This window comes from Microcystis sp. MC19 (assembly GCF_003019735.1).
In the GTDB taxonomy this organism is placed as follows: Bacteria; Cyanobacteriota; Cyanobacteriia; order Cyanobacteriales; family Microcystaceae; genus Microcystis.
This window is the reverse complement of record NZ_CP020664.1, coordinates 3517528-3537368: the sequence shown is the minus strand read 5'-3', so window position 1 is coordinate 3537368 and position 19841 is coordinate 3517528. Positions and strand designations below refer to the sequence as shown.

General features: G+C 41.1%; 25 protein-coding genes and 1 pseudogene. 8 read left to right on the top strand and 18 right to left on the bottom strand.

Annotated elements, in window-relative coordinates; translation table 11 throughout:
- Nucleotides 1–85 precede the first annotated feature (85 nt).
- The gene (locus B5D77_RS17970) at nucleotides 86–700 is read left to right on the top strand and encodes a DUF938 domain-containing protein (protein ID WP_106909354.1); all 615 of its coding nucleotides are present in this window, start codon (nucleotides 86–88) and stop codon (nucleotides 698–700) included.
- Nucleotides 701–1000: 300 nt separating this feature from the next.
- On the opposite strand, the gene B5D77_RS17965 is transcribed toward B5D77_RS17970, so the two are convergent.
- Nucleotides 1001–2056, bottom strand: coding sequence for a Fe(3+) ABC transporter substrate-binding protein (locus B5D77_RS17965; RefSeq protein WP_008203489.1), 1056 nt, complete (start codon nucleotides 2054–2056; stop codon nucleotides 1001–1003).
- Nucleotides 2057–2501: 445 nt separating this feature from the next.
- Here B5D77_RS17965 and B5D77_RS17960 point away from each other — a divergent pair, with 445 nt between their 5' ends.
- Nucleotides 2502–2879, top strand: coding sequence for a hypothetical protein (locus B5D77_RS17960; RefSeq protein WP_106909353.1), 378 nt, complete (start codon nucleotides 2502–2504; stop codon nucleotides 2877–2879).
- Between the two features lies 1 nt (nucleotide 2880).
- Here the strand turns inward: B5D77_RS17960 and B5D77_RS17955 are convergent, their stop codons facing one another.
- The 4 genes from B5D77_RS17955 to B5D77_RS17940 form a co-directional block, all read right to left on the bottom strand.
- Nucleotides 2881–7272, bottom strand: a complete 4392-nt coding sequence (locus B5D77_RS17955) for a DUF3110 domain-containing protein (RefSeq protein ID WP_106909352.1) — start codon at nucleotides 7270–7272, stop codon at nucleotides 2881–2883.
- A 44-nt stretch (nucleotides 7273–7316) separates the two neighbouring features.
- Entirely contained in the window at nucleotides 7317–7532 is a 216-nt protein-coding gene (locus B5D77_RS27375; RefSeq protein WP_254052980.1) for a hypothetical protein, read from the bottom strand.
- A gap of 75 nt (nucleotides 7533–7607) precedes the next feature.
- Nucleotides 7608–7976, bottom strand: coding sequence for a DUF5615 family PIN-like protein (locus B5D77_RS17945; protein WP_004162358.1), 369 nt, complete (start codon nucleotides 7974–7976; stop codon nucleotides 7608–7610).
- Nucleotides 7969–8262, bottom strand: a complete 294-nt coding sequence (locus tag B5D77_RS17940) for a DUF433 domain-containing protein (protein ID WP_004268292.1) — start codon at nucleotides 8260–8262, stop codon at nucleotides 7969–7971. The genes B5D77_RS17945 and B5D77_RS17940 overlap by 8 nt, the downstream gene beginning before the upstream one ends.
- A 356-nt stretch (nucleotides 8263–8618) precedes the next feature.
- Here B5D77_RS17940 and B5D77_RS17935 point away from each other — a divergent pair, with 356 nt between their 5' ends.
- Both B5D77_RS17935 and B5D77_RS17930 read left to right on the top strand, forming a co-directional pair.
- Nucleotides 8619–8864, top strand: coding sequence for a DUF1902 domain-containing protein (locus tag B5D77_RS17935; protein WP_008203482.1), 246 nt, complete (start codon nucleotides 8619–8621; stop codon nucleotides 8862–8864).
- Entirely contained in the window at nucleotides 8865–9062 is a 198-nt protein-coding gene (locus B5D77_RS17930) for a type II toxin-antitoxin system HicA family toxin (protein ID WP_002799542.1), read from the top strand.
- 35 nt (nucleotides 9063–9097) lie between these two features.
- On the opposite strand, the gene B5D77_RS17925 is transcribed toward B5D77_RS17930, so the two are convergent.
- The 4 genes from B5D77_RS17925 to B5D77_RS17910 form a co-directional block, all read right to left on the bottom strand.
- Nucleotides 9098–9391: a DUF433 domain-containing protein gene (locus B5D77_RS17925; RefSeq protein WP_106909351.1), complete on the bottom strand. Its 294-nt coding sequence runs from the start codon at nucleotides 9389–9391 to the stop codon at nucleotides 9098–9100.
- 118 nt (nucleotides 9392–9509) lie between these two features.
- Nucleotides 9510–10589 (bottom strand): nicotinate mononucleotide-dependent phosphoribosyltransferase CobT, encoded by a 1080-nt coding sequence (gene cobT / locus B5D77_RS17920; RefSeq protein ID WP_106909350.1) that lies wholly within the window; start codon nucleotides 10587–10589, stop codon nucleotides 9510–9512.
- A 27-nt stretch (nucleotides 10590–10616) separates the two neighbouring features.
- Nucleotides 10617–11027, bottom strand: coding sequence for a type II toxin-antitoxin system VapC family toxin (locus B5D77_RS17915; protein ID WP_002738349.1), 411 nt, complete (start codon nucleotides 11025–11027; stop codon nucleotides 10617–10619).
- Nucleotides 11015–11248 (bottom strand): hypothetical protein, encoded by a 234-nt coding sequence (locus tag B5D77_RS17910; RefSeq protein ID WP_002739069.1) that lies wholly within the window; start codon nucleotides 11246–11248, stop codon nucleotides 11015–11017. Before B5D77_RS17910 ends, B5D77_RS17915 begins: the two co-directional genes overlap by 13 nt.
- Nucleotides 11249–11446: 198 nt before the next feature.
- Here B5D77_RS17910 and B5D77_RS17905 point away from each other — a divergent pair, with 198 nt between their 5' ends.
- The 4 genes from B5D77_RS17905 to B5D77_RS17890 are packed head-to-tail and all read left to right on the top strand — an operon-like array spanning nucleotide 11447 to nucleotide 14097.
- Nucleotides 11447–12325: an ABC transporter permease gene (locus tag B5D77_RS17905; RefSeq protein ID WP_002801135.1), complete on the top strand. Its 879-nt coding sequence runs from the start codon at nucleotides 11447–11449 to the stop codon at nucleotides 12323–12325.
- A gap of 45 nt (nucleotides 12326–12370) precedes the next feature.
- The gene (locus B5D77_RS17900) at nucleotides 12371–12733 is read left to right on the top strand and encodes a co-chaperone YbbN (protein ID WP_008203477.1); all 363 of its coding nucleotides are present in this window, start codon (nucleotides 12371–12373) and stop codon (nucleotides 12731–12733) included.
- A gap of 16 nt (nucleotides 12734–12749) precedes the next feature.
- Nucleotides 12750–13928, top strand: coding sequence for an LL-diaminopimelate aminotransferase (locus tag B5D77_RS17895; protein WP_106909349.1), 1179 nt, complete (start codon nucleotides 12750–12752; stop codon nucleotides 13926–13928).
- Entirely contained in the window at nucleotides 13909–14097 is a 189-nt protein-coding gene (locus tag B5D77_RS17890) for a hypothetical protein (protein WP_002801130.1), read from the top strand. Before B5D77_RS17895 ends, B5D77_RS17890 begins: the two co-directional genes overlap by 20 nt.
- Nucleotides 14098–14162: 65 nt before the next feature.
- On the opposite strand, the gene B5D77_RS17885 is transcribed toward B5D77_RS17890, so the two are convergent.
- From B5D77_RS17885 to B5D77_RS17840, 9 genes and pseudogenes are all read right to left on the bottom strand, one after another.
- Nucleotides 14163–14957, bottom strand: coding sequence for an Rpn family recombination-promoting nuclease/putative transposase (locus tag B5D77_RS17885; protein WP_106909348.1), 795 nt, complete (start codon nucleotides 14955–14957; stop codon nucleotides 14163–14165).
- Nucleotides 14950–15888, bottom strand: a pseudogene (locus tag B5D77_RS27370) (Rpn family recombination-promoting nuclease/putative transposase). The gene B5D77_RS17885 and the pseudogene B5D77_RS27370 overlap by 8 nt, the downstream one beginning before the upstream one ends.
- Nucleotides 15889–15984: a plasmid maintenance system killer protein gene (locus tag B5D77_RS17870; RefSeq protein ID WP_106909347.1), complete on the bottom strand. Its 96-nt coding sequence runs from the start codon at nucleotides 15982–15984 to the stop codon at nucleotides 15889–15891.
- Nucleotides 15972–16817 (bottom strand): Rpn family recombination-promoting nuclease/putative transposase, encoded by an 846-nt coding sequence (locus tag B5D77_RS17865; RefSeq protein WP_106909346.1) that lies wholly within the window; start codon nucleotides 16815–16817, stop codon nucleotides 15972–15974. Before B5D77_RS17865 ends, B5D77_RS17870 begins: the two co-directional genes overlap by 13 nt.
- Nucleotides 16818–17639, bottom strand: a complete 822-nt coding sequence (locus B5D77_RS17860) for an Rpn family recombination-promoting nuclease/putative transposase (RefSeq protein ID WP_106909345.1) — start codon at nucleotides 17637–17639, stop codon at nucleotides 16818–16820. It abuts the gene before it with no gap.
- Nucleotides 17640–17735, bottom strand: coding sequence for a plasmid maintenance system killer protein (locus B5D77_RS17855; protein WP_106909344.1), 96 nt, complete (start codon nucleotides 17733–17735; stop codon nucleotides 17640–17642).
- On the bottom strand, nucleotides 17723–18592 hold the full coding sequence (locus B5D77_RS17850; RefSeq protein ID WP_106909343.1) for an Rpn family recombination-promoting nuclease/putative transposase: 870 nt from the start codon (nucleotides 18590–18592) through the stop codon (nucleotides 17723–17725). Before B5D77_RS17850 ends, B5D77_RS17855 begins: the two co-directional genes overlap by 13 nt.
- Entirely contained in the window at nucleotides 18593–18778 is a 186-nt protein-coding gene (locus B5D77_RS17845; RefSeq protein ID WP_106909342.1) for a hypothetical protein, read from the bottom strand.
- A 22-nt stretch (nucleotides 18779–18800) separates the two neighbouring features.
- Complete coding sequence (locus tag B5D77_RS17840) at nucleotides 18801–19604, bottom strand: Rpn family recombination-promoting nuclease/putative transposase (protein WP_106909341.1); 804 nt, start codon at nucleotides 19602–19604, stop codon at nucleotides 18801–18803.
- Nucleotides 19605–19841 lie beyond the last annotated feature (237 nt).

Genomic DNA, 19841 nt, shown 5'->3' with positions numbered 1-19841 from the left:
ACTAAATCCTGTTATTAAAAACTGATTATTTATTCCCCCTTTTGCCTCTCCTCATAACTAGCCTGTACTCAAAGGATTTAGTATTATGTCTGATTTACGTCAATACGCTCCAGCAACAGAACGCAATCGTCAGCCGATTTTGGAAGTTCTCAGCCAATTTTTACCGAAGACTGGCAATATCTTAGAAATATCTAGCGGCACGGGTGAACACGCTGTTTTTTTTGCCCCTCGTCTTGCTCCTTGTCGTTGGATTCCCTCGGATTGTAACCCTCTGGCTCTAGATAGTATTCGCAGTTGGTGCGATTATTATCCTAGTTCTAATCTCGATCGCCCCCTATTTATCGATGTTCATCAGTCAGTTTGGGCGGTAGAGAAGGAAAATATCGTTATTAATGCCATTGTTAATATTAATATGATTCATATCGCCCCCTGGTCCGCTTGTTTAGCTTTAATGGCAGGAGCGAGTCGCATTCTCAGTTCGGGGGAAATTCTCTATCTTTATGGTCCCTATAAACGACAGGGAAAACATACTTCTCCTAGTAATGAAAGCTTTGATCTTTCTCTCCGTTCTCAAAACTCTGCTTGGGGAGTTAGGAATTTAGAAGATGTGGTGCAAGCAGCGAGCGATCGAGGTTTACAATTGTTAGAAGTAATTCCTATGCCCGCTAATAATCTCTCGGTTTTATTTGCCTTAACATAGCAATTATCAGTGAACAGTAATCGGTAATTAGCTTCTAAAGGCAAAAGGCAAAAGGCAAAAAAAAGAATCTGGCAATTCTCCTACCTAAAAAGAAGGTTATAAACTAAGTACATCCAAGCTTTTAGCTTAACCAATTAAGTAGGGAGGCACAATTATTTGTAGGATGGGTTAGCGGTAGCGTAACATAATCGGGCGTTGGGTTTCATGCTTCAACCCAACCTACGTTCTGATCACTGAAAAAAGCTCCCCACTTCCCACTGATAACTGATAACTGATAACTGATAACTGATAACTGATAACTTACTTCCAACCAGCGCGATTCATTACCTGTACTGCTTTGGCTAAATTAGGACCATAATTAGCCACACTAACGGTATCTTCTTTCCCGCGTCCGAGTTTTGCCAGAACAGGATCTAAAGCAACGCCTCGAACGACGGGATATTCTTGATTACCCTTAGCAAAAAAGTTCTGTGCTTCATTGCTAGAAAGATACTCTAAAAATTTAATTGCCGATTCTCGATTGGGGGCAGTTTTAATTAAACCACCACCGCTAATATTAACGTGAGCGCCGCGCCCTGTTTGGTCGGGGAAAATTACGCCTACTTGGTCATAAATTGCCCGTTTAGCGGGGTCTTTTTCTTCGGCATACCCAGCTAAGTAATAGGTGTTAGCTAGGGCTAAATCGGCAATTCCTGCGGCTACAGCTTCGATTTGTGCCTTATCATTTCCCTGGGGTGAACGAGCAAAATTAGCCACTAATCCTCGACACCATTTTTCTGCGGCCGCTTCCCCTTGGATGTCGATTAACCAAGCGGTAAAAGATTGACTATAGATGTTACTAGATGACCGGGTGACGACTTTTCCTTTCCATTTGGGATTGGTTAAATCTGCATAGGAATCGATTTCTCTGGGGTTAACTCTGTCTTTGTTGTACATAATTACCCGCAAGCGTTTACTAAACCCGAACCAGTGACCTTTGGGGTGACGCAAATTAGCGGGAATTCTTTGGGTGAGAATGCGGGAATTGACCGGGGCAAAAATTCCCTGTTGGTCGGCCCGCCATAATCTCCCCGCATCTACCGTCAGGAGTATATCAGCAGGACTATTGCGGCCTTCGCTTTTGATTCGTTCGATTAATGGGTCCGCTTCCCCTTCCACGAGGTTAATTTTTATTCCCGTTTGTCGGGTGAAGTTGTCATACAATCGTCGGTCGGTGTTGTAGTGACGGGAGGAATAGAGGTTTAATTGGTTAGTTTGGGCAGAAACCTCGTTTATTTTCCCTAATTGACCCACCGCTAGGGCTAAGGTGGCTGTTCCTGCGCCTAGAAAGACTCTACGAGTTATTTTATCGTTCATTGCTCGATTCTTGGTAAAGTTGTCTTTTCCTATTGTACAGCTATTGAGAATAATTCTTATCTGTGCGAAAAATTATTTGTTGGGCTAGGGCGGTAGATCGGGTAAAATCTAGCTAAAATCAGGGTTTTTGGTTTTGATGGGGCTAATAAATCCTCGAATCTATCGCTAGTTAAGTTCAATAAGCCCAAAATGTTACCCTAAGCTCGATCGAGGGTATTGTGGAATGAGAGCATCTCAAAAGCTATTGACAATTAGCCAATTTTGTGGTCAGTTTGTTTCTGGGTAAGCAACCCACATAAAGTTCATTTTGTCAAGGATTGTTAAGATGCTCTTAACATGGGTCAGAGAAGAGAAATTGACCACTTAACACTGTCTATTAAAAACTATCGATAGATGGCAAAATAGAAACTATACAATCAGCATTGTCTGTAAATAAGAACAACCTATGGATATTGAATCAACTAAAGTTACTGCTGAAGAAATTGCCCAGTTTCGCGCTGAATTGGCAGAGGATTCTAACGCATTAGGAGATATTGACTTAATTGAGCAGTGTGATGGCGATTTGAAGTATGCTGCTATGAGATTAGCAAGGCGTTCAAATATTGATACAGTGAGAGCAGATGAAGATAATTTTTGGCAACAAGCTATCACCCAAGCACGTCAATTAATATGTCATGACCGAGTTAAAGATGATTTAGCACCTAATATATTAGGTGGATTAGTTGGTTTACTTGCTACTTCTGGTAATCCAGTTTTGGTAGTGGTAGCAACTCCTCTCGCTATTCACGTTTTTAGGGAAACATTAGACAATTTTTGTGATTAGTTTAGATACCTGATGCGGTAAAAGCAGCCCAATAAAAAGGGTTATTGAACAGCTTATAATTAAGTTCAAACCCTTTTATTCTAATTTGTTCATCTTCAATCATATCCATCAATCGATTAAATTCTTTTGATGTTAATTTTTGTTGCATTGACTTGACAATTTTTAGGCAACTATCCAACTGATTAAAGTATTCTTGTACGGTTAAATTCTGTAACCAATTTTGTGCAGTTTTTAAAGCAACTGGTACAGAAACTTGCTGATTCTCATCAAATAAAATCTCATATAATTTAATCATCAAGAAGGAGGTTGATAGGTCATTAACTGTCCATAAACTACTGACAACACTGGGACTTCCCGCAAACAGAAAACCACTGGGTAAACCGATATATTCATCACTGATAGAGTTTAAATCAATTAAGCCAGTTTCGCAGGCAGAAAGGGTGACAAGGCGACATTTATTCAAGCGCAGTTCAAAGATTTCGCCTAATGTTAAGGATTTTTTATTGGCTAAGAATAAGGCGGATTCAAGGGGATTAGCTGGGTTAAAGCTTCCATGACAGGAGAAGTGATAACAGTGGTTATCTGAGGATTTAAGATGGGGAAGAACAGCGTTTTTAGTGGCGTTATCTTTAGCGATAACTTGAGGTTCAGTAAAGAAAGTTGAGAGGATATTAACTTCTAAGTCAGTGTAAAATAAGTCTTTGGTGGGGTTTTGAATAGCGAACAGTTTATTAAAGTCTGAATGGTGAAAAGTTTGGGAGATTTTTTGCAAGATTTGACAACTAGGTGCATATTGTACGCCTTTGGGGAATAAATCTTGTAATTCTGATCTCCCCGTTGCCGACTCCCCACTTTTTAAGGGGGGTTGGGGGGGATCAACAGGTAAGGCGTGTAAGGGTAAAATATGCAGAAACCAATGGGGGATAATAATTAAGCGTTGACAAGTATCGGGAATGAGGGCAAGAATATCATTAATATGCAGAATATCAGCAAAAGTCTGTAGGAGGTTAGACAGTTGATTTCTCCATTCTTGCTTCCCATTTCCTGAGTAGTAAAGCTGTAGATAATTATTGAATGTATCAAATAATTGATTTTTATCATCCTCGGAAGATTGCCAAACTTTAACCTCTCCCTCAGCAGACACCACAAAAGCGAGTATTTTCTCCCCTGTAATGTACCATTGCAGCAGACAAGTTTCAGCATCAGTTAAAGCCTGAATCTCTGTAAATGGGATCGGCTCAACTTTTTCAGTGAGGCTAAAGAGAGTATCTTTAATTTCTCTTGCAATAAAATTATCTAAGTCTTGTTGATATTCTTTCAGATAACTGTGATCTTGAACGTAGGGAGTTAGGTTATCACGACCCATTAAATTCTGGTTAATACTTTGATGTTGTAAGCGAATTTGTTCATTAACCACTCTTTGCTTTAATTCATTTAATTGGGCGATAATTTCTTGGCTAACCCCTTGGGGTTGTAGATTTTTCTGGGTGATTAATTCCACCAGATTACGCCCTTTACTGCGTTCAATATATTCTAAAGCTTTCTCAGGCTGATTGAGATTAAGATATGCTTGCACAATGCGATGGAAAACACCAATAGCATTGGATAAAACCTCTTGGCGACTGTGGGGGTTTAATGCTTCTAAGCGGGCATTTTCTACCGCTTCAATGGCGATATGATAGGCTTCTGTGGCAGGTTGCCATTGTTCTTCGCTGTAGTGTAGAGAGCCTAAATTGCGGGCAGTTTGTAAACAATTAAAGGGATCAGATTCTTTTGTGCGGATTGTTAAAGCATTCTGATAGGATGTGATCGCCCTTTCTAAATTCTCAGCTTTCTCCCCTCTGATTCTGTTTGAGTAAGCTAAGGCGAGATTATTCTGTATCAATGCCCATTGTTGGGGAAATGCCTTAAAAGTATAAACTTTCAAGGCTTCCTGACAAGCGGCGATCGCCCTTTCTAAATTCTCAGCTTTCTCCCCTCTGATTCTGTCCCTGTAAGCAGCAGCGAGATTATTCTGTGTCGCTGCCCAATCTTGGGGAAATGCGTCAAAAGTAAACACTTTCAAGGCTTCCTGGTAAACGATGATCGCCCTTTCTAAATTGTCAGCTTTATCCCCTCTGATTCTGTCCCTGTAAGCAATAGCGAGATTATTCTGTGTCGCTGCCCAATCTTGAGGAAATGCGTCAAAAGTCCTCACTTTCAAGGCTTCCTGGCAAGCGGCGATCGCCCTTTCTAAATTCTCGGCTTTCTCCCCTCTGATTCTGTTTGAGTAAGCTAAGGCGAGATTATTCTGTATCAATGCCCATTGTTGAGGAAATGCGTCAAAAGTCCTCACTTTCAAGGCTTCCTGGCAAGCGGCGATCGCCCTTTCTAAATTCTCGGCTTTCTCCCCTCTGATTCTGTTTGAGTAAGCTAAGGCGAGATTATTCTGTATCAATGCCCATTGTTGGGGAAATGCCTCAAAAGTCCTCACTTTCAAGGCTTCCTGGTAAACGATGATCGCCCTTTCTAAATTGTCAGCTTTCTCCCCTCTGATTCTGTCACTGTAAGCAGCAGCAAGATTATTCTGGGTCGTTGCCCAATCTTGGGGAAATGCGTCAAAAGTCCTCACTTTCAAGGCTTCCTGGTAAGCGGCGATCGCCCTTTCTAAATTCTCAGCTTTCTCCCCTCTGATTCTGTGACGGTAAGCAGCAGCGAGATTATTCTGTGTCATTGCCCAATCTTGGGGAAATGCGTCAAAAGTCCTCACTTTCAAGGCTTCCTGGTAAGCGGCGATCGCCCTTTCTAAATTCTCAGCTTTCTCCCCTCTGATTCTGTCACTGTAAGCAATAGCGAGATTATTCTGTGTCATTGCCCATTGTTGGGGAAATGCCTCAAAAGTATAAACTTTCAAAGCTTCTTGGTAAGCGGCGATCGCCCTTTCTAAATTCTCAGCTTTCTCCCCTCTGATTCTGTCACTGTAAGCAATAGCGAGATTATTCTGTGTCATTGCCCAATCTTGGGGAAATGCGTCAAAAGTAAACACTTTCAAGGCTTCCTGGTAAGCGGTGATCGCCCTTTCTAAATTGTCAGCTTTATCCCCTCTGATTCTGTCCCTGTAAGCAATAGCGAGATTATTCTGTGTCGCTGCCCAATCTTGAGGAAATGCGTCAAAAGTCCTCACTTTCAAGGCTTCCTGGCAAGCGGCGATCGCCCTTTCTAAATTCTCAGCTTTCTCCCCTCTGATTCTGTCCCTGTAAGCAATAGCGAGATTATTCTGTGTCTCTGCCCAATTTTGGGGAAATGCGTCAAAAGTGAAGATAGTTAAGGCTATTTCATAACCCGTGATGGCAATTTCTTGGTTGACAGCGATGTCACCGAGAGGAAATTGTTGGATTAAGGCACTGAAATAGAAAATAACAATAGCGATAAAATAGGCTTGTTCTGGCGTGGCTTGCGTTAGTCTCTCTCTCGCCCAACTGTCTAGAATTTGCGCTAAATTATAATCTAACTTATCAAGATTCTGCGCCCAGAAGGGATAAATAACTTGAGGATTAGGATTTTCAGAGATTTTTTGTAATGTCTCCATTAAAAAATTGAGATAATCTTGTTGGTTAGGTATTTCAATGTCAAGAGTTACTCCTGGTGAAGATTGATCTACAAAAGTATTTTGCTGATTTATCGTTTGATTTTCAGAAGGAGGAATTCTATTTGTTCCTTGCGCTACAAATTCCCAATCATCACCTGAGTTCTTACAAAACAATAAAATCGCCTCAGCTTCTATTGCTTCAACACTCGGTACAGGAAAATTCTGCTCCCCTAATCGTCGTGCGAAAGTAGCCGCATCTTCTTGAGTCTCAAATATTAATATTGTATCCTTATTGCCTGTGCTTATAGTATGAATACCCTCATCATCTGCTCCCACATTGTAAAGCAGAACATAAACAGTTTGAGGTAACTGATTAGAGGGTTGCTGCTGAAAATACTGAGTCAAAGAAACAGTTAAATCTTTTAGATTAACCTGTAAATTTTGTAAAATTATCGCTGTACTTTCCCGTTGTTGAAAAATCCCAATCAGTAAATGCTCTGTATCAATAGATTCACTCCCTAATTTATCAGCAAATGATAATGCACTGTTTAAAACGAGTTTTGCCGACTCTGTAAAAGGAATATCTACAGGATTCATTTCTGGACTAATTCCTGAACCCCTTCCTAGAATTTTTTCAACTTCAATCCGAGCATTTTTTAGCGTTATTCCCTGCTGTCTTAAAACTTGGGACGCAATTCCTGTCGCTTCACCGATTAACCCTAAAAATATAAATTCCGCTCCTACAAAATTATGCCCCAAGCGACGCGCTTCCTCCTGCGCTAACATAATTACCTTAATCGCTTTCTCTGTAAACCGTTCAAACATAATTTAGACTCCTTATCACTTCTAAACCACGAAACTTATCAGAACTACAACACCTTGATTCGCCATTCCGTAAAAAATTGGACATAATTGAATGAGGACGATGATAATTGATTAATGAGGTTTAGGTATGTTTGGGTGCGTTGTTCATTCATAGCGTGGCAGATGGTGGCGGTTAATTCAGTGATAAGCGATTCATCGGCAATCATCAAGAGTTGGGGATTGGTGGTAAGATTGTCAGAAAGGCGATCGCGCTGAATCAAGGCTGAATAATGAGGGGCTATGATAATAGGTCGTGGTTAGAATTTTTAAAACAGTCTATCAAATCCTCATAACAATCATCGAGTAATCCAAGCACTCAGAAATTCAACCTGATCGATCATTTCTTCGGCTGATTTAGTGGCAATTAGCTGTAAAATCCCTCGCATAATTTCCCCCATTGAATATCTTTGTTGTTGGACTAGAATGATTCCTGCATGATTTCTTTTTTGTTGTAAGAAAAGTGTATGTAAATAATAAAAATCTCTAACATTAGAACTATAAAGACTACACCCCTGAGAAGTTGCCCAGATTAATTGTTCTTCATCAGAGTATCCCAATCTATTAGCTTCTAAAGCAGTAATCACATCAACACCTCTACTTTTCAAAATAAAAGCAAGCGATCGCAATGTAGAATCCTCATCCATATATAAGCTAATTCTACTCATAAGAAGAAGAATAATGTAATGCTTCAATGCGATCTGCTTCGGCGGCTTCGGCTATAATTTCTGCTTCTATTGTTTCTTTGTTAGTATGATAGTAAGTTAGAGCGGCATAAACTTGTGCCAAAGAAAGATGAGGGATTTCATCGGCAATTTCTTCAGGACTATATCCTAACTTATACCAGATCACTATTCTTCGCACAGTAACAGCAGTTCCCGCGATAATAGGACAACCTCCATGAATTTTGGGATCGCTTTTTATGAAAGTGCCAATATTGATCTCTGTTAACATAACTTTCTTCGATTTAGTTTCAACTAATTAAACTACATAGGATTCTATGCTTTTATCACCATTCTAGCATAGCCCAAGCATTGGTCGGGGTAGGGGATTGAATGGGGAGATTATCAGAATTCTATCACAGGGACGATAGCCGAAAAAAATCCTAGTCAATCAAACAATCAAAAAAAATCATAGTTTAGACGGTATTGGGTGCGTTGTTCATTCATAGCGTGGTAAATTCAGTTATAAGCGATTCATCGGCAATCATCAAGAGTTGGGGATTGGTGGTAAGATTGTCAGAAAAGCGATCGCACTGTATAATCTTGATTAATATATAAGCTAATTCTACTCACTTGAACTAAATCATCATGAATCAAAAACCGTACCAAGTAGAAGCATTTTGGGATCGAGAGGCGCAAGTTTGGGTAGCAGAGAGTGAAGATATTCCTGGATTAGTCACCGAAGCTGATACCATCGAAGCTTTAACAGCTAAATTACGACAGATGATTCCAGAATTATTACAACTCAATCATCTAATTACTCTTGAACCTCAAGCACCGATAACTTTTGAACTAATTAGTCATCGTCAAGAATCAATTGAGTGCGCTGTTTAGATGGCTACTTCTTTAACACCTGCATTAAAAAAACTGCTCTCAGCAGCTGGATGTTATTTTGAACGTCAAGGTAAAGGAGATCATGAAATTTGGTATAGTCCTCTGACAGAAAGAAGATTTGTAGTTGATAATACTATTAAATCACGCCATACTGCCAATGCAGTTTTGAAACAAGCCGGATTATCTAAATCATTTTGAACGCTGTAGAATCCTCATCCATATATAAGCCAATTCTACTCATAAGAAGAAGAATAATGTAATGCTTCAATGCGATCTGCTTCGGCGGCTTCGGCTATAATTTCTGCTTCTATTGTTTCTTTGTTAGTATGATAGTAGGTCAAAGCATCATAAACCTGTGCCAAAGAAAGATGAGGGATTTCATCGGCAATCTCTTCCAGGCTATATCCTAATTTATACCAGATCACTATTCTTCGTACAGTAACAGCAGTTCCCGCAATAATAGGACAACCCCCATGAATTTTGGGATCGCTTTTTATAAAAGTCCCAATATTGATCTCTGTTAACATAACTTTCTCTGATTAGAAAATCTAGGATTTCAGCGATAGGTTATTGTTCAGGGGTAGGGGCGAAGCATTCGGATAAAAAATCTAGGGTTTCAGCGATAGGTGATGCCCAAATAGATAGTCAACAGTTTAGTTGAAACCCGATTAAATTTTCGATCGCTTTGAGCAAATCTTGATTAGTCCAATTCTGGTACAGATAAGCGGCGATCGCACATCCCCCCGCACCGACTCCTTCCTTGACGAAACCTTGTTCATAAGCCTGCAAAACCGGGTATTTAGAGGCGGAAAAGTTTAATTGTGTGGCTAATAAAGGCACTTTTCCGATCATTCGGGCTAATCCCACCGTATCCCCCGTTTTATCTTCCGCTACCCAGCGAGTTGTGCCGACGATGATATTTTCCCAGTTAACGGGATAGGCATATTTAGCCACCAGAGCTTTAATTAGGGCAGAAACGGCTAACATTTGGGTTCCTCCGGCGAGGAGTACCCCACCCTGCCCACTGGCGGCGATCGCCATGCCAGCGACGAAAATCTGCTGAGGATCGCCTAGGGCGGCGATTACCTCAAAAGGATCAAAAATTTCTTTTCGGGCTAATCCCTGCTCAACTATTGCCCATTTCTGAGCATGATTGCACTGGGGATGGCTGCTGTTAACTTTGCCGTTGGCTCGATAACCCAATCCGGTGAGGATGGCGAGGGCGGTGGTGGTGCCACCGACCACACACTCGCCGATAATTAGATAACTAGACTCGCGGGCTAGTTTTTCTCCCCAGGTTAGTCCTTGGGCGAACAGGTGTTTTACTATGTCGAAATCTAGGGCGCGGCCGGTGGAGAGACAACAGGCCGGTTGTCCCCCCAGTTCGATATAATCGACGGCCGGGGGCAAGGGTAAACCGGCGTTAAAAACCCGGACGGGAATGGCTAATTTTTCCACCACGGCGCGGGTAATATAGGCAGGGGAGGCTCCCACCGTTAGGGGGGGTAAGGGATAACGGGGATGGGGTGAAACTCCTTTAACGATAAATTCGGCATCGGCGATCGCAGTGTATTTTCTATCTTCCGGGGTAGCACCGGCGGTGGAGATTCCGGGGATTAATCCCGTCTCGGTAAACCCCAAAACTAGGGCAAATATCGGAGAAGATTTTTGATGGCGCTCTAACCAATTTTGCCCCCCTTCGATTTCCGTGTAAATTTTAATCATCTGTTGATTTTGTCCTCTTACTTATCACTATTTCCCTCTCTCCATGAGATGATCTTTGATTTCAACATATTTAGAAAATAAGTTATCAATACTAGCCAGTTTTGCCCCGTATGCTAGGGCTGTAGCCATAATAATACGGTCAAAAGGATCTTTGTGAATGGGAGATAAATTAACGGCTCTAATGGCAATTTCGGGGGTAATTGAAAATATATCTATTTTAGCTACTGTTAAAGCTTGTTGAATCCACTCTTGAAGGGGATAACTTAATTCTAATCTCCCCCGTTGGTTAGCAAGGGCTATTTCATAGCAAGAAATGGGGGAAACTCCGAGAGATTCTGCTAACTCAAATTTTTCTAGCCAATGCTCGGGAAATCTGTCAAAATTGCCATTTATTAACCACAACCAAATATGAGTATCAAGCACAATTACTTCAGACATTCCCAATCTTCTTCATCTACAATAGGACTGACCATATCACCTAGTATTTTAGCTTTACCCACCATATTCTCAACTGGAAAATGACGTTTGAATAAGGATGGTTTTTCTTCTAATAAGTTGTTTTTGCTGGCGGTGAAATTTTTAATTAATTGATAAAGTTCATCTAGTTGTTCTTCAGGTAAATTATCAATTGCTGTTTGAATAAGTTCTTTAACAGTCATAGTTTTACTCTCTATTTTCTGAACTTGAGTTATACTATAACACAACGGTTCCTTCAATAAAGGGACTCATCTTGAGATTTTACCTAAAATACAGCAGACTAAAAAGACTCATTTAAACCGTTTATTCTTAGATTAGCGGAATCTCCCCTAATGCAAGAGTGCCTCGTCTCAAAAAGTAATTTAAACACTTAACAGCTTATGTCTCCCCTGTCTTCTGCAATTATCGATACTTGGCGACGTTTTTACCGAGATCCCCTGGCAACAATAGGAGCGATCGCATTAATTATAATTATTCTTGCCGTCCTATTCGGTCCGATTTTTTATCGGGTCCCCATCGATACCATCGATTTTAGTCAAACCACTGCTCCCCCTAGTTTAAAACATCTTTTCGGCACTAATGATCTGGGCCAGGATCAATTGGCGAGGATTTTGGTGGGGGGTCGAATTTCCCTAGCGGTGGGGATTGCTGCTATGATAGTTGCGATTATTCTAGGGACAGCGATCGGGGCTATTTCCGGGTTTTACGGGGGCGCAATCGATGGCTTATTGATGCGATTAACGGATTTATTCCTATCTTTGCCCCAATTGCCCCTACTTTTACTGATTGTCTATCTATTTCGCGATAGCATCAAAAAAATCGCCGGACCGGAAACGGGTATTTTTATCCTCGTGGTTTTAGTAATCGGGGGTTTAAATTGGATGTCGGTGGCCCGATTGGTGCGGGGAAATTTTTTAAAATTACGAGAGATGGAGTTTGTCTCGGCTGCGATTGCTTTGGGGGCCACTCCTTTCCGTTTAATCTGGGTGCATTTATTGCCTAATGTTTTGGGAATGATCATCGTGGCGGCTACTTTAGCGGTGGGTAATGCGATTATTACCGAGTCAACCCTGAGTTTTTTGGGTTTGGGTTTCCCCCCCGATGTGCCGACTTGGGGACAAATGTTATTTAAAGCTAAAGATTACTTGACAACTGCCCCCCACTTGGTCATTTTTCCGGCTCTGGCTATCGTGATCACAGTGTTAAGTATTAATTTTATCGGTGATGGTTTACGCGATGTCTTCGATCCTCATGTTTGAGGAATTGTGGAAGTGGATAATTGCCGAAAATTACCCAGAACCCCTATGATGATCAGTAACGATGGTGAGGAAATAAATACTGTGAGTAGCGTAACTGTCATTAGCGATCAGAAGTTTGACCAAGAGGTTTTTGAGGTCGAAAAACCCGTTTTAGTCTATTTTTGGGCGAGTTGGTGCGGTCCGTGTCGTTTGGTATCCCCCTCGATCGATTGGGTGGCCAACACCTACGGCGAACGGCTAAAAGTAGTTAAACTAGAGGTGGACCCTAACCCCAACTCGGTGGCTAAATGTGATGTGAAAGGTGTTCCTGCTTTACGCATCTTTAAAGATAACGAAATTATTGCCACTCATGAAGGGGCGATCGGCAAACAACAATTACAATCTTTTATCGATACCTATGTCAGCTAATTAGGTATCTGTGGTTATGAATAACTTAACCCTAGCACACCGCTTACAGGCACTCCAATCCAACGTTTTTGCCGATATGGATCGGGCAAAAGCTGCCAGTAGAGAAGCGGGTAATATCATTATCGATCTTTCGCTCGGTTCCTCCGATCTTGGGGCTGCTCCCCACGTTGTCGATGCTATAGAGCGATCTCTCCACGATCCTCACACCCACGGCTATTTACTCCATAATGGGACCAGAGACTTCCGAATAACTGCCGCTAACTGGTATAGCGATCGCTTTGGTGTTCCCATCGATCCAGAAACGGAGGTTTTACCCCTAATTGGTTCTCAGGAAGGCACGGCCCATCTACCTTTGGCCCTTCTCAACCCCGGGGATTTTGCCCTGCTTCTCGATCCGGGTTATCCCTCCCATTTGGGCGGTGTTGCCCTTGCTGGCGGTCAAATCTACGGAATGCCAATTTTGGCAAAAAATGACTTTCTGCCGGTTTTAGAGGACATTCCTGAGGCAGTGCTGGCACAATCGAAGCTGATGGTCTTGAGTTATCCCCATAATCCCACTACAGCGATCGCACCTTTGGCATTTTTCCAAAAAGCGGTTGATTTTTGCCGTCAGCATAATTTAGTTTTAATCCACGATTTTCCCTATCTAGACATCTTTTTTGCGGGAACATCGCCCCCCCCGTCAATTTTACAGGCCGATCGAGCTAAAACTAATTCGATCGAGTTTTTTACCTTTTCCAAGTCGTATAATATGGGCGGTTTTCGCATCGGTTTCGCCATTGGCAACCCGCAGTTAATTATGGCTTTGCGACAGATTAAAGCCATGGTTGATTTTAATCAGTATTTGGGCATACTCAACGGTGCAATTGCCGCTTTAACTGGTAATCAAGATTCGGTCAAGGAAACCGTCGCTATCTTCCAAAAACGCCGGGATGTGTTTATTAATGCCCTAAATCGCATCGGTTGGCCAGTTGCCACTCCGGCCGCCACTATGTACGTTTGGGCGAAAATTCCCCCCAGTTGGCCGGGTAATTCCGTTGATTTTTGTCGGCAATTGGTGGCCCAAACCGGTGTCGCTGTTTCCCCCGGTTCCGGTTTTGGTAAGGGTGGTGAGGGTTATGTGCGTTTTGCCTTAGTTCACGATCCCGATATTCTAGAGGCTGCCGTGGAGAAAATTGGGGCTTTTTTGGGATAAAACCGATATTCTCAGCAGTGGTTATGCTGCAATCGATAACTTTCGCCTTGTTGCTGCTGATATTCCGGGTGATATTGGTAATGTGTCCACTCCCAAACTTTCTAGTATTATCGGACTAGGCATACTAGGGAGCGGTTTAGTGGTGTGTCGCCTCGCTAAACGTCGTTAACCGCGCTTGGGGTGGGGGGATGAGCCAAAATTTTGCCAATTCGCCACCCTTTGCGGTTAAAAGCTTTAATTGTGCTGCTGTCTTTGTAATTCCTCGATCACGTCGGGGGATAAATCGGTAAATCGGGCGATTTCTGAGATAGGAACCCCAGCAGATAGCATTTTCAGGGCAATTTGTCGAGCTTTTTCCTCTTTACCCGCTTGCAAGCCTTTTTTTAGTCCTTTTTCCTCGCCTTCCTCTAAAATATCTTGATAGATGACAGATTCTCTCATAATGTCACTCCGAAGGATTTTTTTAATCGTCTCTCGATTTAATACTAACCCGGCGAGAATACTGGTAGCGGCAGCGAGATTGCTTTGCACCTGTTTTTCGGGGATAGTTTCTAGAGAACGGGACACCAGACTTAACACCTGTTCGGGATCATCGGTATTGCTGAGGATGGCAAAGGGTAATAAACCGGGATGATGAAAAAATTGTGGTGTATTTTCTTCCCAAAGACGGATGACTTGAAAGGAATGAAAGGTTTCCCCCAGACGGAAAGTATTTTCTTGCACTAGGGGGGAATCACTGCGTCGCAGATAAATTACCACTTGACGCATTTGTTTTTGGGGATGACGACGATATACGCGAATGCGATAATCAAGCATTCGGAAAGGAATTTTGGCGTCGGGGTCGGTTTGAAACTCGGTATGAAGAATTAATTCCTCTGACTGCAAAAAAATCAGAGAATCGGCACGAATGGGGTCTAATTGTAATTCCGTCGGGTCGAGGACGGTTAAGGGGAGGGGAGAACCCAATAACCAAGTGGCTAGATCATCGGAGAAGTTTTCGGCAATAAATTTACAAATATTATCAAACATCGTGAGCGTTTTGTCTTTGTAATTGCTCGATAGTTGCGGGGGATAAATCGGTAAATCGGGCGATTTCTGGGACAGGAAAGCCAGCAGATAGCATTTTTAGGGCAATTTGTCGAGCTTTTTCGTCTTTGCCTTCCTCTTTACCTTCTTCTTTGCCTTCCTCTCGGCCTTCCTCTAAAGCTTCTTGATAGACTTTAGTTTCTCTTAAATCACTTAAACTAAACATTTTTTCTATCTCCTTACGGTTTAATTTGGGCAATTTATAAATGATAATTGTCTCAATTAATTCTAGAATGTCCTCTCTTTTTAAAGACTCCTGGAATTGTTGTCTAACCTGTTGAATCAGTTCTTTTCCTTGCCCTAAGGTATTTTGTTCCGATTCTACAATTAATTGTAACACTTTTACCCCCAGAGAATCCCCCTCCTCTAACTGATTCAGATAATAACAGTTAACCCGGCCTGACTCAAAGAATTCTTGATAACGAGATTTGGGACTATTTTCAATTTCCCGATGGGGATAAATGATCACCCCTTGCCAATTGTTAAGTAGGTGGGTGGAATTAAATATAAAATAAACGTAGGTTGGGTTGAAGCATGAAACCCAACGCCCGCATGGGTTACGCTACCGCTAACCCATCCTACAAATAATTGTGCCTACCTACTTACTAATCTCACTTTGATGAAAATAGAGAAATATTTCACTAAAAAAGCGTGAGTAAAACCGTTCATCTTTTTGAAATTGTACCTCGACAAAGTAAATCGGATCATTCAGGTTATCGGGAATAAAAACCCCATCTAAACGAAAAGCGAGTTGTTTAACTTCTAGGGAGGAAAATTGATAATGATTGACGGTTTCTGGGGGAAGATTGAGCAAATCAAAGAAACTTTCGGGAAAAGTCTCAAAGAAACGATAGAAAATACTGTCCGTTTTCACTCAATTTTGTCCCTCATTGACTTCTGGTACTTGTTCAATTTCTAAGTCTAAAGCTTGAGCAATTTGTTCTAGACTTAATCCTATTAAGTTAACCATTGCTGCAAATCTTCTAAATCCGAAAACCCCAACAACGCAAGAGCTAAATTATCCAGTTGATTAGGATTTAATTGTTTAATTTTTTGTTCTAGCTTTAAAGGAATAGAACCGAGTTTTAAGTTTAGCTGACGCAAAATCAGGCTTTTTTTAGCGGATAATTCCCCTTCCTCTCGGCCTTCCTCTCGGCCTTCCTCTAAAGCTTCTTGATAGACTTTAGTTTCTCTTAAATCACTTAAGCTAAACATTTTTTCAATCTCCTTACGGTTTAATTTGGGCAATTTATAAATGAGAATTGTCTCAATTAATTCCAGAATGTCCTCTCTTTTTAAAGACTCCTGGAATTGTTGTCTAACCTGTTGAATCAGTTCTTTTCCTTGCCCTAAGGTATTTTGTTCCGATTCTACAATTAATTGTAACACTTTTACCCCCAGAGAATCCCCCTCCTCTAACTGATTCAGATAATAACAGTTAACCCGGCCTGACTCAAAGAATTCTTGATAACGAGATTTGGGACTATTTTCAATTTCCCGATGGGGATAAATGATCACCCCTTGCCAGTTGTTACTAATCTCACTTTGATGAAAATAGAGAAATATTTCACTAAAAAAGCGTGAGTAAAACCGTTCATCTTTTTGAAATTGTACCTCGACAAAGTAAATCGGATCATTGAGGTTATCGGGAAGAAAAACCCCATCTAAGCGAAAAGCGAGTTGTTTAACTTCTAGGGAGGAAAATTGATAATGATTGACGGTTTCTGGGGGAAGATTGAGCAAATCAAAGAAACTTTCGGGAAAAGTCTCAAAGAGACGATAGAAAATACTGTCCGTTTTCACTCAATTTTGTCCCTCAATGACTTGTTTTACTTGTTCAATTTCTAAGTCTAAAGCTTGGGCAATTTGTTCTCTAGTTAATCCTAAGACCGATAAACGGGGAATAGAGTTTAATTTAGCGGATAATTCCCCTTCCTCTCGGCCTTCTTCTCGGCCTTCCTCTCTGCCTTCTTCTCGGCCTTCCTCTAAAGCTTCTTGATAGACTTTAGTTTCCCTTAAATCACTTAAACTAAACATTTTTTCAATCTCCTTACGGTTTAATTTGGGCAATTTATAAATGATAATTGTCTCAATTAATTCCAGAATGTCCTCTCTTTTTAAAGACTCCTGGAATTGTTGTCTAACCTGTTGAATCAGTTCTTTTCCTTGCCCTAAGGTATTTTGTTCCGATTCTACAATTAATTGTAACACTTTTACCCCCAGAGAATCCCCCTCCTCTAACTGATTCAGATAATAACAGTTAACCCGGCCTGACTCAAAGAATTCTTGATAACGAGATTTGGGACTATTTTCAATTTCCCGATGGGGATAAATGATCACCCCTTGCCAATTGTTACTAATCTCACTTTGATGAAAATAGAGAAATATTTCACTAAAAAAGCGCGAGTAAAACCGTTCATCTTTTTGAAATTGTACCTCGACAAAGTAAATCGGATCATTCAGGTTATCGGGAATAAAAACCCCATCTAAACGAAAAGCGAGTTGTTTAACTTCTAGGGAGGAAAATTGATAATGATTGACGGTTTCTGGGGGAAGATTGAGCAAATCAAAGAAACTTTCGGGAAAAGTCTCAAAGAGACGATAGAAAATACTGTCCGTTTTCACTCAATTTTGTCCCTCATTGACTTCTGGTACTTGTTCAATTTCTAAGTCTAAAGCTTGAGCAATTTGTTCTAGACTTAATCTTATTAATTTAACCATTGCTGCAAATCTTCTAAATCCGAAAACCCCAACAACGCAAGAGCTAAATTATCCAGTTGATTAGGATTTAATTGTTTAATTTTTTGTTCTAGCTTTAAAGGAATAGAACCGAGTTTTAAGTTTAGCTGACGCAAAATCAGGCTTTTTTTAGCGGATAATTCCCCTTCCTCTCGGCCTTCCTCTCGGCCTTCCTCTCGGCCTTCCTCTCGGCCTTCCTCTAAAGCTTCTTGATAGACTTTAGTTTCTCTTAAATCACTTAAGCTAAACATTTTTTCAATCTCCTTACGGTTTAATTTGGGCAATTTATAAATGAGAATTGTCTCAATTAATTCCAGAATGTCCTCTCTTTTTAAAGACTCCTGGAATTGTTGTCTAACCTGTTGAATCAGTTCTTTGCCTTGAGCTAAGGTGTTGGCTTCCGATTCTACAATTAATTGTAACACTTTTACCCCCAGAGAATCTCCCTCATCTAACTGATTCAGATAATAACAGTTAACCCGACCTGACTCAAAGAATTCTTGATAACGAGATTTGGGACTATTTTCAATTTCCCGATGGGGATAAATGATCACCCCTTGCCAGTTGTTACTAATCTCACTTTGATGAAAATAGAGAAATATTTCACTAAAAAAGCGCGAGTAAAACCGTTCATCTTTTTGAAATTGTACCTCGACAAAGTAAATCGGATCATTCAGGTTATCGGGAATAAAAACCCCATCTAAACGAAAAGCGAGTTGTTTAACTTCTAGGGAGGAAAATTGATAATGATTGACGGTTTCTGGGGGAAGATTGAGCAAATCAAAGAAACTTTCGGGAAAAGTCTCAAAGAGACGATAGAAAATACTGTCCGTTTTCACTCAATTTTGTCCCTCATTGACTTCTGGTACTTGTTCAATTTCTAAGTCTAAGTCTAAAGCTTGAGCAATTTGTTCTACACTTAATCCTAAGGCTGATAAACGGGGAATAGAGTTTAATTTAGAGGTTAATGCTCCTTCCTCTCTGCCTTCCTCTAAAATATCTTGATAGATGACGGATTCTCTCATAATGTCACTCCGAAGAATATTTTTAATCGTCTCCCGATTGTAATTCCTCGATAGTTGCGGGGGATAAATCGGTAAATCGGGCGATTTCTGGGATAGAAAAGCCAGCAGATAGCATTTTTAGGGCAATTTGTCGGGCTTTTTCTTCTTTACCTTCTTGTCGTCCTTCTTGCAGTCCTTCTTGTCGTCCTTTTTCCTCGCCTTCCTCTAAAATATCTTGATAGATGACGGATTCTCTCATAATGTCACTCCGAAGAATATTTTTAATCGTCTCTCGATTTAATACTAACCCGGCGAGAATACTGGTAGCGGCAGCGAGATTGCTTTGCACCTGTTTTTCGGGGATAGTTTCTAGAGAACGGGACACCAGACTTAACACCTGTTCGGGATCATCGGTATTGCTGAGGATGGCAAAGGGTAATAAACCGGGATGATGAAAAAATTGTGGTGTATTTTCTTCCCAAAGACGGATGACTTGAAAGGAATGAAAGGTTTCCCCCAGACGGAAGGTATTTTCTTGCACTAGGGGAGAATCACTGCGTCGCAGATAAATTACCACTTGACGCATTTGTTTTTGGGGATGACGACGATAGACGCGAATGCGATAATCGAGCATTCGGAAGGGAATTTTGGAGTCGGGGTCGGTTTGAAACTCGGTATGAAGAATTAATTCCTCTGACTGCAAAAAAATCAGAGAATCGGCACGAATGGGGTCTAATTGTAATTCCGTCGGGTCGAGGACGGTTAAGGGGAGGGGAGAACCCAATAACCAAGTGGCTAGATCATCGGAGAAGTTTTCGGCAATAAATTTACAAATATTATCAAACATCGTCAGGGATTACTTTCCGTTTCTCCTAGGATACCCTCGGTCGCCGGTGTTGACATCCTGTATTGGCCGTAACTGTTGCCGAAGAGAATCGTAGCGCGGAATACATTATAGGCAAAAATCAATTCTAACTATGGACTAATCCCCTAGATATGGGTAAATTTGTCACATTTTAACCAGAAATTTCTTGACAATTGCTAGAGGAAGGGAGTAGATTACAATCACATCAATTTTATGAAG

Excerpts from the sequence above, each read along its gene's own strand:
- B5D77_RS17870 (WP_106909347.1), bottom strand. The coding sequence starts at position 15,984 with ATGGTTAACTTAATAGGATTAAGTCTAGAACAAATTGCTCAAGCTTTA.
- B5D77_RS17840 (WP_106909341.1), bottom strand. The coding sequence starts at position 19,604 with ATGTTTGATAATATTTGTAAATTTATTGCCGAAAACTTCTCCGATGAT.
- B5D77_RS17915 (WP_002738349.1), bottom strand. The coding sequence starts at position 11,027 with ATGTCTGAAGTAATTGTGCTTGATACTCATATTTGGTTGTGGTTAATA.
- B5D77_RS17905 (WP_002801135.1), top strand. The coding sequence starts at position 11,447 with ATGTCTCCCCTGTCTTCTGCAATTATCGATACTTGGCGACGTTTTTAC.
- B5D77_RS17885 (WP_106909348.1), bottom strand. The coding sequence starts at position 14,957 with ATGTTTGATAATATTTGTAAATTTATTGCCGAAAACTTCTCCGATGAT.
- B5D77_RS17910 (WP_002739069.1), bottom strand. The coding sequence starts at position 11,248 with ATGACTGTTAAAGAACTTATTCAAACAGCAATTGATAATTTACCTGAA.
- B5D77_RS17960 (WP_106909353.1), top strand. The coding sequence starts at position 2,502 with ATGGATATTGAATCAACTAAAGTTACTGCTGAAGAAATTGCCCAGTTT.
- B5D77_RS17965 (WP_008203489.1), bottom strand. The coding sequence starts at position 2,056 with ATGAACGATAAAATAACTCGTAGAGTCTTTCTAGGCGCAGGAACAGCC.
- cobT (WP_106909350.1), bottom strand. The coding sequence starts at position 10,589 with ATGATTAAAATTTACACGGAAATCGAAGGGGGGCAAAATTGGTTAGAG.
- B5D77_RS17955 (WP_106909352.1), bottom strand. The coding sequence starts at position 7,272 with ATGTTTGAACGGTTTACAGAGAAAGCGATTAAGGTAATTATGTTAGCG.
- B5D77_RS17855 (WP_106909344.1), bottom strand. The coding sequence starts at position 17,735 with ATGGTTAAATTAATAAGATTAAGTCTAGAACAAATTGCTCAAGCTTTA.
- B5D77_RS17945 (WP_004162358.1), bottom strand. The coding sequence starts at position 7,976 with ATGAGTAGAATTAGCTTATATATGGATGAGGATTCTACATTGCGATCG.
- B5D77_RS17970 (WP_106909354.1), top strand. The coding sequence starts at position 86 with ATGTCTGATTTACGTCAATACGCTCCAGCAACAGAACGCAATCGTCAG.
- B5D77_RS17935 (WP_008203482.1), top strand. The coding sequence starts at position 8,619 with ATGAATCAAAAACCGTACCAAGTAGAAGCATTTTGGGATCGAGAGGCG.
- B5D77_RS17900 (WP_008203477.1), top strand. The coding sequence starts at position 12,371 with ATGATGATCAGTAACGATGGTGAGGAAATAAATACTGTGAGTAGCGTA.
- B5D77_RS17940 (WP_004268292.1), bottom strand. The coding sequence starts at position 8,262 with ATGTTAACAGAGATCAATATTGGCACTTTCATAAAAAGCGATCCCAAA.
- B5D77_RS17925 (WP_106909351.1), bottom strand. The coding sequence starts at position 9,391 with ATGTTAACAGAGATCAATATTGGGACTTTTATAAAAAGCGATCCCAAA.
- B5D77_RS17930 (WP_002799542.1), top strand. The coding sequence starts at position 8,865 with ATGGCTACTTCTTTAACACCTGCATTAAAAAAACTGCTCTCAGCAGCT.
- B5D77_RS17845 (WP_106909342.1), bottom strand. The coding sequence starts at position 18,778 with ATGAGAGAATCCGTCATCTATCAAGATATTTTAGAGGAAGGCAGAGAG.
- B5D77_RS17895 (WP_106909349.1), top strand. The coding sequence starts at position 12,750 with ATGAATAACTTAACCCTAGCACACCGCTTACAGGCACTCCAATCCAAC.